Annotated in this window: 6 protein-coding genes and 2 pseudogenes; 7 read left to right on the top strand and 1 reads right to left on the bottom strand. The window is 38.3% G+C overall.

All coding sequences use genetic code 11. The features are described from left to right. The first annotated feature begins 55 nt into the window (after positions 1-55). The 7 genes and pseudogenes from HC176_RS03515 to HC176_RS03485 all read left to right on the top strand — a co-directional run bounded on the left by HC176_RS03515 (position 56) and on the right by HC176_RS03485 (position 16,703). Positions 56-1,801, top strand: a complete 1,746-nt coding sequence (locus HC176_RS03515) for a sulfatase family protein (protein ID WP_167916812.1) — start codon at positions 56-58, stop codon at positions 1,799-1,801. Positions 1,802-1,829: 28 nt separating this feature from the next. Beyond that, positions 1,830-4,427 (top strand): glycoside hydrolase family 2 TIM barrel-domain containing protein, encoded by a 2,598-nt coding sequence (locus HC176_RS03510; RefSeq protein WP_167916811.1) that lies wholly within the window; start codon positions 1,830-1,832, stop codon positions 4,425-4,427. Positions 4,428-4,525: 98 nt separating this feature from the next. Beyond that, complete coding sequence (locus tag HC176_RS03505; RefSeq protein ID WP_167916810.1) at positions 4,526-7,984, top strand: glycosyl hydrolase; 3,459 nt, start codon at positions 4,526-4,528, stop codon at positions 7,982-7,984. Between the two features lie 338 nt (positions 7,985-8,322). Continuing rightward, positions 8,323-11,541, top strand: a complete 3,219-nt coding sequence (locus HC176_RS03500; protein WP_167916809.1) for a BNR-4 repeat-containing protein — start codon at positions 8,323-8,325, stop codon at positions 11,539-11,541. Between the two features lie 249 nt (positions 11,542-11,790). Then, positions 11,791-13,338 (top strand): T9SS type A sorting domain-containing protein, encoded by a 1,548-nt coding sequence (locus tag HC176_RS03495; RefSeq protein ID WP_167916808.1) that lies wholly within the window; start codon positions 11,791-11,793, stop codon positions 13,336-13,338. Positions 13,339-13,371: 33 nt separating this feature from the next. Further along, positions 13,372-15,285, top strand: coding sequence for an ulvan lysase-like protein (locus HC176_RS03490; protein ID WP_167916807.1), 1,914 nt, complete (start codon positions 13,372-13,374; stop codon positions 15,283-15,285). Positions 15,286-15,511: 226 nt separating this feature from the next. Further along, positions 15,512-16,703 (top strand): annotated as a pseudogene (locus HC176_RS03485) (IS256 family transposase). Positions 16,704-16,845: 142 nt separating this feature from the next. Here HC176_RS03485 and HC176_RS19950 read toward each other — a convergent pair. Next, positions 16,846-16,949 (bottom strand): annotated as a pseudogene (locus HC176_RS19950) (ISAon1 family transposase); the annotation flags it as partial.

Here is a 16,949-nt window from a genome sequence, read left to right as displayed (position 1 = left end):
AATCAAAAAGGATATTAATTTAATTACTATCCTTTTTTCTTTTCATTTTATTTTTATGAAATTTTTTCAAGCCTTATTATTCGCGTTTGTCTGTTTGGTGGGATGCCATTCAAAAGATAAATCACAAACAACGGTTAGTGGGGAGGCCACCTTAAGCCTTCCTGATAGACCTAATATTTTATGGTTGGTAACCGAAGACATGGGGCCGTACATACCGCCCTTTGGGGATTCCACAGTAGCCACTCCTAATTTAAGTAAACTGGCAAGCGAGGGCGTAATTTATCCTAATTTGTATTCTACCTCAGGGGTTTGTGCACCAAGTAGGGCCGCCATTGCAACTGGCATGTACCCATCAAGTATTGGTGCTAATCACATGCGTGTCAATTCTTATAATGATGAAATTGGTATACCAAAATATGAAGCTGTACCACCCTCTGAAGCGAAAATGATAAGTGAGTGGTTAAGACAAGCGGGGTATTATTGCACCAACAATTACAAAACCGATTATCAATTTAAGGAGCCCGTTACGGCCTGGGATGAAAGCAGTCCTTATGCACACTGGCGCAATAGAAAGGATAATCAACCATTTTTTGCCGTGTTTAATTTTACGGAAACCCACGAGTCTGGCTTATTTGAACCTTATGGCTTCAGACAAATAGAAACCAGACATTACCATTCTGGAGATAGAAGTTACAGTTGGAAGAACAAAGGGGCGAATCACGCCAAAAATCGTACAGTTGAAGATGCAACAAAACAGCATTTACCAAAAGATACCGAATTTAACATACCGCCATATCTTCCAGATACTGATGCCGTAAAACGCGATATGTGGAAGCTCTACAATAATATAGCTGAAATGGATAGCCAAGTAGGTACCATACTGAAACAGTTAGAGGAGGATGGATTGCTCGAAAATACAATTATATGCTTCTACGGTGATCACGGTGGACCTTTGCCAAGGGAAAAACGCTTAATTTATGATTCTGGTTTGAATACCCCGATGATCATTCGTTTTCCTAATAAAATGAAAGCAGGTACAAAGGATAATCAATTAATCAGTTTTATAGATTTTGCGCCAACTTTATTGTCAATTATAGGGGAAGCACCAAAACCATACATGCAAGGGCAAGCCTTTCTAGGAAACCATAAAGCCGAAGATAGAAAATACATCCACGCCGCCGCCGACAGGTTTGATGGGTTTACGGACGCCATAAGAGCCGTTAGGGATAGTCGCTTTAAATACATCCGCAATTACCGGCCAGAACAAGGCTACTATTTGCCAGTGGCTTATAGGGAAAAAATACCAACCATGCAGGAATTGTTAAGATTGAAGGCCGAAGGTAAATTAAACGATGTCCAGATGCAATGGTTTAGGGAGCAAAAGCCAAAGGAAGAATTATTTGACTGTGCGGTTGATCCCTACGAGCTGAACAATCTGGCAGACCAACCAGAATATCAGGAAAAGTTGGACGAACTCAGTTCTGAAATGGATCGATGGTTGAGTGAAATTGGAGACGAACCAAATCTTGACGAGGCTAAATTAGTTGAAAAACTATGGTCCGGTAAAGACACGAAGCCCGAAACAGCACAACCCATTATTACTGCTAAAGATGGCTTAGTGCAAGTGTTTTGTGAAACAGAAGGAGCTTCTATTGGCTATAAAATTATGGATCAGAACGGCAACGCACCACAATCGTGGGAAGTGTATCAAGAGCCAGTACAACTGCCCAAAGGATACAAGTTAATGGTTCAAGCGCATCGTATAGGTTTTGAACCAAGCGATGTTATTGAATTTAACTAATATCATTTTTCGAAATATACTAAACTAAATGAAAAAACTACTATCACTACTATTATTGCTATCTTCTCTGTGGAATTATGCACAACAAGTAAGACATATAGAAACCATAAATGAAGCTTGGCATTTTTATAAAGGAAGTTTAGAGCAACCTTTTGATACTGACGAGACTATTGTTTGGGAAAACGTAACTATCCCACATTCATGGAATACGGAAGATATTTTAGATGATGAGGATGGTTATTATCGTGGCGAGGGTTGGTATAAAAGGACACTAAATATTCCGCAGGTTTATGAAAACCAGCAGGTCTTTTTACTTTTTGAAGCGGCAAATCAAGTAACGTCACTTTACATAAATGGTAAAGCCGTGGGTGAAAATCATATTGGTGGTTATACCACATTTGCAAGAGATATTACGGCATCACTTAAAGCGGGTAAAAATGAAATTACCGTAAAAGTAGATAATGCCCATAACGACGAAATTATACCGCAATCGGCTGACTTTTCATTTTATGGAGGAATATATCGCGACGTGCATTTAATCATTACAAAACCTGTACACTTTGAAGTGGCCAATTTAGGGGCGAATGCTATTTTTATAAGAACACCAGAGGTTTCGGAAACATTGGCAAAAGTTTCAGTACAATCTAAGTTGGTTCAACCTAAAAAAGGAAGGTATTACGTTAAGCAGTCATTATACGATGCGAATGGTAGTTTAGTAAAGCAGGTAAAAACCAAGTCTTCATACGGGAAAGATGTGTTCAGTGAATTTGCAATAACAAATCCTAATTTATGGTCGCCAGAAACCCCGTATCTGTACAAATTGGTTTCAGAAATTGTGGATACAAAGGGAAATATTTACGATAGAATCGAAAACCCAGTAGGCTTCAGATGGTTTAGTTTCGATGCTAACAAAGGCTTTTTTATTAACGGGAAGCAAACCAAATTAATAGGGACCTGTCGCCATCAGGATTTTTTAGGTAAAGCCAATGCGGTAAGTGATGAAATTCATCGTAACGATATGAAACTACTGAAGGACATGGGGTCTAATTTTTTACGTATTGCCCACTATCCTCAAGACCCTGCTATTCTAGAAATGTGTAATAAAATGGGTTTTGTGGCAACACTAGAAATCCCTTTTGTGGATAAGGCGGCGGCCAATGAAGCCGGAAAACAGAACAGTATTAAAATGCTTAGAGAGGCTATTCGTTTTAATTATAATAACCCATCTATTGTAGCTTGGAATTTAGGAAACGAAACTACGATGCAAGCCCCGGATAAGTTAGGGGAAGATTACACAAAACATTTTATAGAGACGCATAAAGCTTTAGCTAAAACGATAAAAGAAGAAGATGAAACACGCTATTCATACACCGTGTTCTTCAGGGAACCGGCGTATCAGGATAAGTTAGGTATTCGCGTAACAGAGCTAGTTGGATATAATAAATACTATGGTTGGTATAGGGATGAACTGGAGCAAATAGATGAAAATTTGCGGGATTTAGTGAAACGAACACAGGCCTTTAACCCTGATAAACCCTTAATTTTAAGTGAATACGGGGGAGGTTCGGACCCAAGGTTAAGAACCTACAACCCCACCCGATTTGATTTTAGTGTAGAGTACCAATTTTTGTTACATAAAGCTTATATGAAGGCCATTTTGGATATACCCGAAATTGTTGGGGCGAATGTCTGGAATTATGCCGATTTTCAGGTAGAACATAGAATAGACGCTGTACCACATATCAATAATAAAGGTATTGTTTCTGCTGAAAGAGAAAAGAAAGACGCCTATTATTTATATCAAGCACTTTTAAAGAAAACACCCTTTTTAGCCATTTCTTCAAAGGGATGGAATAAGCGCTCCGGTGTTGAAGATAATGAAGGGACTAATGTGGCCACCCAACCCATAACTGTGGTTGGAAATGGAACAGAGGTAGAGTTGTTCATAAACGGCACTTCACAAGGAAAACGAAAGTTTGATTTTGCAACGGCAACCTTTGAGGTACCATTTAAACAGGGGCAAAATTTAATTGAAGTGGTCTCAGAAAAAGATGGAAAAACGCTTAAAGACTTCGCAATTATAGATTTTACCCTTCAGCCTAAAAATTTGAAAAGTGAAACCAATCCATTCCAAGAAATAGCCATTAATGTGGGTTCATACTGCTATTTTATAGAAACCGATAATGTAGATTATTTATGGATGCCCGATAAACCCTATGAAGAAGGTGGTTTTGGATATGTTGGAGGTGATTTTTTAAGGTTCAAAAGTAAACGAAGAAATAATATCGGTACCAATGTGAGTGTTAAGGGCACGGAGAACGACCCGATTTATCAAACCCAGCGTATTGGCATTAAATCCTATAAATTTGACGTACCAGACGGAACGTATGAGTTGTCTTTATTGCTTGCTGAACTCAAATCTAAAGGTGAAAATGTGATGACTATCGCTATAAATGGAAAACCAATTTGGAAGGATTTGAATTTGAAAGAACAGTTTGGGGACGATTGTAGTGTTTCTAAACGTTTTTTAATTACTGTTGAGGACGATAAGGGTTTAACTGTCGACTTTAATGCCGAAAAAGGGGAAACCCGATTGAGTGGGATAAAGCTGAGAAAGGTAAATTAATTTGGAGACTAAAAACTTCTAGATTTCCAATAGATTTAAACCTTGTCGATCATTTACTGCTTAATCAGCAAATTATATTGAGTTAATAAAAATTACAAATGAAAAGTCTTTCTGTATTAAGCCTTTTTGCAATTTTATTTTTTACTTGTCAATCGAAACTTGAAAAAAATAAAACTGCTCAAAACACGATTAGCCTTGAACAACTAGGTCAAGGTTTTAATAATCCCGAAAAGCAGTTTCGCCCCGAAACTTGGTTTCACCTTAACGGGAATAATATATCTAAAGAGGGTTTGACCTTAGATTTAGAGGCGATAAAAGAAGCTGGTTTGCAAGGCATTCATTTGTTTAATAAAGCGGGAAGGCCTTACCCAGGTGTAGACCCAATAAAGATTCTCTCGCCCGAATGGGAAGATATGATTCGTCATGCGGCCGACGAATGCCAACGACTAGGATTAAAGTTTACTATGCAAAATTGTCCAGGCTGGTCTATGACTGGTGGTCCGTGGGTGCCTGTTGAGGAGGCGCAACGCGAAGTTGTTGAAGCCACATACCACATTTCTGGAGGAAAAACTTTCGATGAAATATTAGAAATAGATTCCTTATATCATACCACAGATTTTGATTATAAAGATATTCAAGTTTTAGCTTTTCCAACGGTTGAAGGCGATGATTCAAAACCTTTAACCCCTTCAAAGATTGAAACCAATAATACTGTAGTGCCTTGGGAGGATATGTTCAACCCAAATTCAAAAATTATCGTTACCCGAAAAACGACGCGTTTAGACAAACCTCTTGAAGCATATCGTTCAAAAGGTATATCAAAAGTAAATAATCAAAATACTTGGGTGAAAACAAGTTTTGATGCACCTGTTACTTTAAGAACCATTACCTTCCCGCAAACACGACATATGATTATGGGTACAGAATACCCCGTTATAGATGTTGATGTTAAAGTTGAAGCATTAATTGATAATAAACGCGTAAAGATTGCAACCTTAAATATTCCTGATGCCAATTGGAATGACCGACGAAAACACCTCACGTTAACCATTCCCGAAACTACAGCAAAAGAGTTCATTTTTACGTTTGAAGGCAGCCATAGTATTGCTCCAGAATTTATTCGATTAAATTCAAAGCCAAGGTTGCATAATCATGAAGCAAAAGCCGCCAAAGTGTTACGCCGTTTAGAGAAATATGTAGAGATTGATTATGCTGAAAATACCATAATAAATACAGAATCGATTGTTAATCTAACCGATAAAATGTCTGTCAATGGAAAATTAACATGGGATATTCCGGAAGGCAATTGGACTATTGTTCGTTTTGGCCATATCAATATGCGTTTAACCAATAAGCCAGCAGTTCCCGAGGCAACAGGTTGGGAGTCGAGCAAACTCGATAAAGTGGCTATTGAAAACCATTTGCGAAATGGAATGATTGGAAACTTAATAAAAGATGGCGGCCCCATAGGCGATGGAAAATTACATGGCTTATTAATAGATAGCTGGGAGAGCCATGTGCCAACTTGGACAATTAATTCTGAAGATATGTTCAAAGAATTTGAAACCAGACGTGGCTACAGTATGAAAAAATACCTGCCGGCAACTATGGGGTACATTGTGGATAACAAAAAAACGACTACGAAATTTTTAAGAGATTTAAGGCAAACGATGGACGAAGTTTTTATAGACAATTTCTTCAAGCATTTTGCAACCGTAGCACACGATATGGGGGCCGAAGTTTACACCGAAGGAGCAGGAGGGGAAGTGCTGCCTGTAGACCCTATGAGATATTATGGTGTGAGTGATATTCCTATGACAGAGTTTTGGTACCCCAGTGCACCGTCGGCTCAAAACGAGTATGCCAAACCCATTTACAATGCGGCCTCGGCCACCCATTTATACAACAAACCCATGTTGGCTGCCGAGGCTTGCACACAAGTTGGTGTAAAGTGGAATGAACATCCGTTTTCTGTTAAATATTTAATCGATTATAATTTTGCCAAAGGTGTTAATCATTTAGTGTTTCATACCTTTTCTCATACACCGCAAAAAAAGGTGTATCCAGGGTCAAGCTTTGGAGGTAATATTGGATTTCCTTTGGTTAGAGAACAAACATGGTGGCCATACATGAAGGATTGGACCGATTATTTAACTAGAAACCAGTATTTACTACAGCAAGGCGAATATGTGGCAGATGTACTGTGGTATTATGGCGACCATTATGAGCGTCCGCCGTTTGATTTAGATGCATTCCCTAAAGGGTATCGTTTTGATTACTTAAATGCTGAAATTCTTCAAGAAAAGCTGAGTGTGGAAAACGGTAAAATTCATGTGGAAAATGGAGGTGATTACAGAGTTATTAAACTTCGGGATTCTGAAAATATGTTGCTTTCTACGGCTAGAAAACTAAAAGAACTTGTTGAAAATGGGGCAGTTATTTTAGGAAATAAACCTAAAGACTCACCTAGTTTAATGGATAATGACGATGATGTAAAAGAGTTACTTGCCATTGCGGATGAAATGTGGGATGATACCGAGAGCGGCGAAAAACAAGTTGGTAAAGGAAAAGTATATTGGGGTAAAACCTTAGATGAGGTACTTAAAGAGGAAACTATAACTCCTGATGTTATCGTTCCAGAAGGTTTGGATATCAATTGGATACATAGAGAAACTGCTGATGCACATATTTATTTTGTAGCTTCAAAACACAAAAAACCAATAGATGTTGCGGTAAGTTTTAGGGAAAATAACCTAAGTCCAGAAATTTGGGATGCTTTAACAGGAGAACAGAAGGACGCCATGGTTTGGAGTCGAGAGAATAACAGAACAAATGTGGCCTTATCTTTGCCAAAGAGTGGCAGTGCTGTTGTGGTATTTTCAAAAGAAGATAAAACGGCTTTAGCTTCAAAAGTAACACTGAATGAACAGGTTATTTTAGATTCAAAGATAGGTTGGTTTAAGATTCATGATATTGCTGATTTTCCAAAATTATCAAGAAAGGGAAATGTGTTTGTAGCCTCTGTTTCGGGAGATTATGTCTTTCATCAAAATGGAAACAAAATAACTAAAACGATTTCCGTTGAAAACATAGCACTTCAAAAGGATTGGAACTTACAGTTTGAAAATGGGTGGGATACACCTGAAGCGATTCAACTTCCAGAATTAAAGTCTTTAACAAAGTTAAGCAATGAAGCCATTCAGCATTATTCAGGAACCATGACGTATTCAAAATCATTGCTAATAGAAGAAATGGTTAAACCTACAATTTTAAATTTAGGTGAAGTGGCCAATATCGCCGAGGTTTGGTGTAATGGTGAAAAAGTGGGGGTAAGGTGGGCGCCGCCTTTTGAGTTTGATATAACTGATTGGCTAAAAAAAGGAGATAACACCCTTAAAATTAAAGTGACTAACACTTGGCGTAATCAATTAATCTTTGATAATAAACGTGCTAAAGGGGCTAAAAAAACTTGGACTACAAATCCTCCCAAAAAACACGAAACAGAACTTGAGGATTCTGGTTTAATTGGGCCTGTGAGACTGAGGTTGGTAGATTAATTTATTTTACCCCATTCTTTTTTTCCATTTAGAAGAGAACACCCAACCATATAGTGCAGGATAGTTATATGTGTTGTGTTTTAGATATTTACATCTAATTATAACAACTAAACTTTACCACAATAATGCATAACATATCTCAGAGAGTCCTTTACATTCTTTTTTAGGATGGTGTTTCTATTTCATATAACATATGGAATGGAGTGCCTTCCCTTTAATTAGCTTCAGGTAACATAACCAAGCTCAGGTTTTATATAGGCCCTCATGGCTAAGCTGTGAGCACCTAATAATAAAGGGCAAGTAAACATACCAACTAAATATTACAAACTAAACTTATTATGAAAACAACTTTACAACTAAAACTATTTAGGAATTACAAACTATTTTTATTGTTCCTCTTGGTGGCTAATGCATTCACAAAAGAATTATCGGCACAAGTCACTTTCTTAGAGAATACAAAAATTACCGATGAGGCATTTTATTTCTGGAAACCAGATGACCCAAAACCGTATCACTACGGAGCTAGTATAAACCCACATGGTAATTGTATGAAAGTAACGAACGGTTATGTGTTTTACACTTGGTACCGTGGCGGATGGGCAGACCGTAGTTTAATGGTATCTCGCAAAAAGATTGGTGAGGGTAATTGGGTACATGTAGAGCTGCCAGCAAAGTTGAGTTTGGTTGGCGGAAAGGGGGATACCCATCTAACCACCAATATTGGCATTTGCCCAATAGATGGAACCATACATCTTATGTTCGATCACCATAATGAAGATTTGAATTACATTAGGTCTAAAAAGAACATTGCATTTGGCCCAGATGAAGATTTTATAGCGGACAACTTTCTGCCGCAGCAAAATTATTTAATCCCAGGAAAAAAAGTAACCGGTGTTACCTATCCAGATTTATTCAATAACGATCAAGGGGAGATGTATTTTGAACGCCGATTGGGCTCTGCGGTTGGTGGAGACATTGTAATGACCTATTACAATGGCGATGCATGGTCGGAAGAAGTCACTATTATTAAAGGAAGAGGTAACGAAGTAACCCAAGGCGAACGCAATTTTTGCTATGGTACAGCTAAGTATATTAACGGTAAATTTTACTATGTATACTCACCAAGATGGGCTGAATCTCCCACAAGATTAAACGAAGGCGTTTATGTTATGGAATTGGGTGCCCGTATGGACAGTAAAGCTACTACACTTGATGGGAAAAGTTACGATTTACCCATTATAGACCACACCCCGTTTTTTATTGCAGACCCACGTAGTGTTCCAGATAATGCAGGTTGGGCAGGAGGGCCACAGTTGGCGATTTCTCCTAAAAATGATATTTATGCTTATATAAATCCGAAAAATACAGATTCGTACAACTACCTCAAAAAAGATGGCGAAACAGCATTTGAAGAAGACAGAAACAAAGGTTCTCTAGGGGTGTTTTATGGAAACAGAATGTATAAATTCAACTTAACCGGGGGCGATTTTATTGTAACAAGTGCCTTGGCCGGCACGTATAATTGGCGGGAAGATTTTAGAACTACTATAGGTATAAACGATAGAAAGAGCATTACAGTCATGGATAACGGAGTAATTGCTGTAGTATTTAGTGAGGCCGTAAATAACGATACCGTGCCAATTCATTGTTTTGTGTTCCAGTTACAAAAAGAAGAATACACAGCACAAACCATCAGTTTCGATGCCTTAGCAGAAAAAATAGAAGGGGATTCTAATTTTACATTAAATGGAACAGCAAGTTCTGGATTACCCGTATCTTATGTATCTTCAAACCCAAATATTGCACGTATTGTTAATGGCAATGAAGTGCAAATTATCGGGGTAGGGTCTTGCGAAATTATTGCAAACCAAAAAGGTGATGGCACTTATGATGAAGCTCCAGAGATACGGCAAACTTTAGTGGTTAATGCAAACACATCAAAGTTAAACCAAACTATCGATTTCACTTTAGCCACAACGACTCACATTTGGGGAAATCCAGACGAAACTTTAAATGCTACCGCCAGTTCTGGTTTGCCAGTACAGTACGAAAGCACAAATACAGATGTAGCTGAAATATTAGATGGGAATAAGTTACATGTAAAGCGTGCTGGTACAGCTACAATAAATGCCACACAGTTTGGTGACGAAACATATAATGCGGCACCAATTGTGGGGCACGAACTTACAGTTCCAATACGTCAACAGGAAATTATTTTTCAGGATATTCCCGAAGTAACTTCTGGAGATCCGGCATTTAGTCTGGTTGCAACTAGTAATAATCCAGATGCCAATTTAAGGTTCTTATGCCCAAATAATCAAGTTGCTGTTGTGTGGGATGACCAAGTAAGGCAGATTTTGGGAGCAGGTAGTGCAACGATAACAGTTTCAGAAAATGGAAACGATTATTTTACTTCCGCACAAGCATCAAAAACCCTTACTGTAAATCCTAAAATACATCAAGTTCCATCAACTATAGAAGCAGAGTATTATACTTCTAAAAGTGGGGTAAATGTTACCAGATGGAGTAATACGGTATTTTATCTAAACTCTTGGGGAGCTAATGATTTTGCCGAATATACTATAGATGTGCCAGAAGATGGAGAATATGAGGTTGAAGTATTTGCTGCATCACCTGGAGCCACAAAAAAACTAAAAATAGTCAAAGGAACAACCATTCTCGCTTCAATATCACTTACCAAAACCCCCAATTTAACAAACTTTAAAGGGACTAAAGCAACCATTTCGCTTCAAAAAGGTGCTCAAAACATTAAAGTTGTAGGTGAAGTAGGTGGTTTTAATTACGATAAAATGAAAATATCTGGGAGTACTGGTGGCGGTACTGGAGGTGATGGCGAAGGCGTTTATCAACTCGTTAATGTGGCTACCGGAAAATATCTAGGGACTAATTCCACTGCTGGCCAACCAGTGATAATGCACGATAGTGGAGATGCAAATGATACCAAATGGGAGTTTATAAAAACCACTCGAGATGGTGTAGATTACTATAATATTGATAGCCATGTTAATGGTATTTTGCGTGCTACTGGAGAAGGTTTTTCAGCGGGACCATATTTAACTGTTAGCACAGGTAAAGCGCCGCCAGCAGCAGATACTGATAAGATATGGACAGTACATTATAACGAAGTAGATGATACTTTTAGGTTTGAAGCTAGAAACTACGGAAGGTTTCTTTATCATCAAACCGATGGTAAGTGTTATAACCTTGAAGCGGATGCTGATGATGGTAGAAGTAAGTGGCGCGTAATAGGCTCCGGAGGCCCGTTGCTGAGTGCCGAACCCCAACAGTTAAAAAATGCAGCTTTAAAGGTGTATCCTAATCCAGCCATGGGCAAATTCACATTAGAATTTGAAAACATGTTAGGTGAAAAGCACGTAGAAATCTATAACCTGTTGGGTGAACGGGTATATAGTAATACCTTATCAAATAATTCATTACAAATACAAAGCCAGTCTATATTTGAATCTGGTATGTACCTCATTAAAGTGTTTTCAGATAGTCATAGGGTGCATCATTCTAAGTTAATTGTGAAATAAGTAGATAGATAACATCGAACTAACTGAAGAGATATGAAATTCACATTCAAAAAAAACAGCTTTGAAACTGTTTTTTTTGAATGTGAATTGAAGGTTGTTAATACTTATATATAACTTAGCTTATATCTTTTAATGAATAATTACCTTGTTTTTCCTGAAATCAGGATAAAACAGGACAGAGATTTATTGGGGACTGTTTAATTTCATAAGATTGATATAATATCAATTAAACTATAAATTAAGATAGCTATGAAAACAACTACTTTTTATCCCTTGTTTTTCGGTTTTATGCTCTTTTCGCTTTTTATAACGGCGCAAACAGCACCCGATGAAGATACAAGTTCAGACCTAAGCTGTTCTCCTGAATTCACAAATGCCACGAGAACATCATCAGATTTACCAAACCCAGTTAATGTAGGAACCATTGATGACCGCAGTTGTTACGCTGATTATAGTGAAAGTTCCGTTTATGGTAAAACTTGGGGAGTATATAATATAACGGATGGCTCAAATCATTTCGGTGGAACTTTGCAGCCCAGAATTGAACGTTCTTTGAGCAGATCTGGCGAAACAGGTATTGGTAGCTATGCAAAGTTCACAGGAACATTTCGAATTCTTGAAGTTGGTGATACCTCGGGTACTGGTGGTGATGGCAGCTATATTGCGCAAGCCAAAGGAAAACACACCGGAGGTGGTGGTTCACCAGATCCAGCAATTTGCTTGTATTTGGCGAAACCTGTTTATGGCACAGGCGCCAATGCTGGTAAACAGGTGTCATTCGATATTTATGCCGAGCGCATTTTGTTTCGCGGAGGAGAAGGCAGTGGAAGGGAAATCGTGTTTTTAAAAAATGTTCTTAAAGATGCCGAAACGAGCTTTGAGCTGGAAGTCGGGTTTGCACAAAACCCAAGTAATGCCTCAAAGAAAATTCATTATTGTAATGCGAAAATTGGAGGAACAGATTTCAAATGGAATATTCCTGAACCGGAAAGAGGTACAGAATCTGGTATTAGGTATGGTGCTTATAGAGTTAAAGGGGGGAGAGCCCAAATTAGATGGGCAAATACAACCTACCAAAAGGAAGAAGTTGTAGATAATAGCAGTCCTGGTTTAACTGGCGAGGTGTACAGTTTAAAAAATGTGGCAACAGGGAAATTTTTAACCGATGCCGGTGCTGGAGCAACACCCGTTACCATGAGTGATTCAAATGAAGCAGAAAACACGCGTTGGAACTTCGTTGAAAGTGGGGCTTTTTATAATATCGATAGTGAGAGTTACGGCATCTTGAGAGCCACAGGTTCTGGGTTTTCTGGAGGAGCCTATGCGGTTGTTAGTACCGCCAAAGTCCCTCCAGCAAGTGATGGCGATAAAGTATGGACCGTACATTATAACGAATCAGACAACACCTATAGGTTTGAAGCCGGTAGCAGCGGAAGGTTTATATACCACGAAGTAGGAGGTAACGTTACTAATATAGAAGCTCTTGCTACTGATGATAGAAGTAAATGGCAACTCATTGCAGAAAGCTTAAGCCTCGCGGACGCCAATTTTACATCACCGTCGTTAAAAATATATCCAAATCCAACACAAGACAAATTTACTGTAGCATTTAAAAACATTGATGGAGTAAAAAATATCGAAATTTATAATGTAATTGGCGAGCTAGTTTACAGCAATTCAACTAGCAACAATGTCATTAGTATACCCCAAAATAATAGTATGCCTTCCGGGATTTATTTGGTAAAAGCTAAGGCAAATGACAACCGAATATATAATTCTAAATTGGTAATAAAATAAGATTTTTAGGAGCAAAAATATATAAAAATTAAAATGCAAAGACGCAATTTCATCCAACTATCCACCCTTGCAGGAATCGGGGTTTCTCTACCATTTTCAGTTATTTTGAATTCATGTGAAAACCATGCCGAACATTCCATAGAATTCAAAAAATTAATTTCAGGGCTTTTAAAGGATTGGTGCGAGGGCATGTTAAAGCAGCAAATAGTAAACCCATCTAATGTAGCGGAACATGGTGCTTTAGATTGTCCTTCTTGTTCGCATATACATGGCCGTTGTATGGATGCCGTCTATCCATTTTTACATATGGCAGATAAAACTGGTAATAAAAAATATATTGATGCAGCAAAACTCGTAATGCTTTGGGCTGAAAACAACGTGTCTCAAGATGATGGTAGTTGGACGGTAATAAAAAACCCAAAATCATGGAAAGGAATTACTGTTTTTGGCGCTATAGCACTGGCGGAAGCATTGCATTATCATGGTCATATTTTAGATAAAGAAACTCGTGAGGCTTGGACAAAACGTCTTGAAAAAGCAGGACAGTATATTCACGATACCTTTACAATTGATTTTACAAATATCAATTACCCAGGTACGGCAGTCTATGGTTTAGATTTAATTGGAGGTGTTGTGAAAAGAGACGATTTTAAAGCTAAGAGTAAAACGTTGGCGTCACAAGTAAAATCGTATTTCACAGCTAATGAAGGATTGTTGTTTGGTGAATGTAAAAAGAGTTCCAGTAAACTAAGTGAAAAAGGTCTGCATGGTGTAGATTTGGGATATAACGTAGAGGAAACTTTAAATAGTTTGGTGATGTATGCTTTGAAACATAACGATGAGGAGTTAATACAAATATTAACCAAATCTTTAAATAGTCACCTAGAATTTATGATGCCAGATGGTGGTTGGGACAACAGCTGGGGTAACCGCATGTACAAATGGACCTATTGGGGTAGTAGAACTTGTGATGGCAGTCAACCAGCATTCGGTATGATGGCGCACATCAATCCCGCTTTTGGAACAGCTGCTGTAAAAAACACAAAGCTTTTAAAACAATGTACATCAGATGGTTTAATTCATGGCGGACCGCATTACGTGTCTGCAGGTATTTTACCTTGTATTCACCACACCTTTACACATGCAAAACCTTTAACAGCGCTTTTAGATCATTGGGAACATCTTCCTGAAATAAATACAAACGCAGAGTTGCCAAGAACTTCGGCAGACGGTGTAACACATTTTAAAGATTTGGATGTATACTTATTTGCCAAAGGTGACTGGAGGGGGACGGTAAGTGCTTATGATGCCGAATACCATTACAAAGAAGATTTTAGGCAAGCGTCAGGTGGTAGTTTAGGTATTTTGTATCACAATAAAGTTGGTTTAATCTGTGCCGCAAGTATGGCAAAATATGAAATGGTTGAAAAGAATAACCAACAAGTACAACCAGGAAAGGACATTTGCTTAACGCCGCGTATAGAAACTTTTAAAGATGAGGTTTGGTATACCAATTTATACGATTTACCTGCTACTGTAGCCACAAAAGATACTGATGGTATTGTAGATTTGGTTGCCCATGTAAAATTGAAAAATGGAGATAGAGAATTAGTAGAAGGAACTGCAAGCGATTTTGATATTACCTATAGATGCAGCGCCAAAGGAACAACTATTTTGGCTAAAACGAATCAAGAAATTACTTCTCCTACAGCTTTTGTATTGCCAATTGTTTCACCAAATAATGAAGTAGTAACTAAGGTGAGTGACACTGAAATTACAGTTCAAAAACCAGAAGGCTTAGTTACGATTAAAGCAAGCGTACCGATTAAAATGAAAGCTCTTGAAGGCGAAAGAACTTTTAACATGGTGCCTGGGGTGGAAGCACTGCCTTTTGAAGTATTCTTTAATAAAGCAAAGCTTATAGAAGTTAGTATTTCTGTGGGGTAATTTGAACTTGGCGTTTAGTGGACTGTATTATACTGAAATAGGTTGACCTTTTTTTGGTTACTATTTAGACGTTCAAAAGATTTTTTTTAGCCGTTTAGAAGGCAAAAAAATAGTTTGAATTAGATCTGTTTTAAATGGCAGTATCTCACTAAGTGTGTAAAGTTTAAATATCGAGGGTTGCAACCCTCGATATTTTTTTTTGTTTAATTTTAAATTTTATACACTTATGAAGAAAGAAGATTTTCTGAACGATGATTTTTTAAAACAGTTCAAGACAGGGGACGAACTGACCTCCTTTCTAAAATCCATCCAAAAGCGGGGCATCGAAAAGATGTTGGAGGGAGAACTTGATGCGCATCTGGATTATGATAGACACCAACAATCCGATAACAGCAATACCCGTAACGGCTATGCTTCCAAAAAGATAAAAACAGCATTGGGAGAGACCAATATTAAAGTTCCCAGGGACCGCGAATCCTCTTTTAATCCTATGCTGGTCCCTAAACGCACCAACATGGTCGATGGCATAGAAAACGTTATTATCAGCCTTTACGCCAAGGGAATGAGCAATTCCGATATAGAAGAACAGATCCGTGAAGTCTACGATTTTGATGTGTCCACCTCCACCATATCCCGCATCACGGATAAGGTGCCCAATGATATTGTTGCCTGGCAGAACAGACCACTGGAGCCCGTATATTTAATTACTTGGATGGATGGCATTGTATTCAAGGTTCGGGAGAACTCCAAAGTCATCAACAAGACCATGTACATCGCCGTAGGGTTGCGCAGGGACGGTAAAAAGGAAGTCTTGGGACTTTGGCTTGGCAAGAATGAATCGGCAGCCTTTTGGATGAGTGTCCGATATAAAGGCCAGGGGCGTTCAGGACCTGCTTATAACCGCCACGGACAACCTCAACGGTTTTACAGATACCATTAAAAACGTTTTTCCTGAATCCAAGACCCAGATCTGTGTGGTGCACCAAATCAGGAATGCTTGCCGCTATGTGGTCTGGAAGGACAAAAAGGAGTTCACAAAGGATATGAAGAACATCTACGATGCACCCACCAAAAGCGCAGCAAAAGCCGCTCTGGAAGACTTTGCCCAGAAATGGGAACACAAGTACTCTTACGCCATTAAAAGCTGGAGAGATAACTGGGAAGAACTTACCGCTTTCTATGAGTTCCCTGTTGAAATCAGAAAAATCATTTACACTACCAACCTTATTGAGAACCTTAACGGAAAAATCAGGAAATACACCAAGAACAAGCTCTCGTTCCCAACTGATGAGGCCGTTATGAAGTCCACTTTTTTAGCTTTACGAGAGGCTACCAAAAAATGGTCGATGCCCATTAGGAACTGGGGCATTATTTTAAACCAGTTTTTGACTATATTTGAAAAAAGGGTCCGGCTTTAATCAAGCCAAACCCTCGATTTATAACTTACACACTTCTCGGGATAGTGTCTCCATTTTTTTGTTGCAAGTCCATTAAAATTTAGTTCCAAATGTTAAAATTTTAAAAAGTGTGTGTTTTTGGATCAAGTACAAAAGTTGGGGACTAAGCATAAACTTGAGTTAATCTGAACAGGAAGAACTCTTTATTTCTTACACCTCTAAGTTGCATTCTAAACGCTTTAATTTTGGCATTAAAGGATTCCGCTG

Source organism: Tamlana crocina (assembly GCF_012037625.1).
Note: the sequence above shows the minus strand (reverse complement) of the source record. Positions and strands in the feature narration are given on the sequence as shown.

Bases quoted from the DNA above. Each gene is read 5' to 3' on its own strand.
- HC176_RS03510 (WP_167916811.1), top strand. From the start codon at position 1,830: ATGAAAAAACTACTATCACTACTATTATTGCTATCTTCTCTGTGGAAT.
- HC176_RS03515 (WP_167916812.1), top strand. From the start codon at position 56: ATGAAATTTTTTCAAGCCTTATTATTCGCGTTTGTCTGTTTGGTGGGA.
- HC176_RS03490 (WP_167916807.1), top strand. From the start codon at position 13,372: ATGCAAAGACGCAATTTCATCCAACTATCCACCCTTGCAGGAATCGGG.
- HC176_RS03500 (WP_167916809.1), top strand. From the start codon at position 8,323: ATGAAAACAACTTTACAACTAAAACTATTTAGGAATTACAAACTATTT.
- HC176_RS03505 (WP_167916810.1), top strand. From the start codon at position 4,526: ATGAAAAGTCTTTCTGTATTAAGCCTTTTTGCAATTTTATTTTTTACT.
- HC176_RS03495 (WP_167916808.1), top strand. From the start codon at position 11,791: ATGAAAACAACTACTTTTTATCCCTTGTTTTTCGGTTTTATGCTCTTT.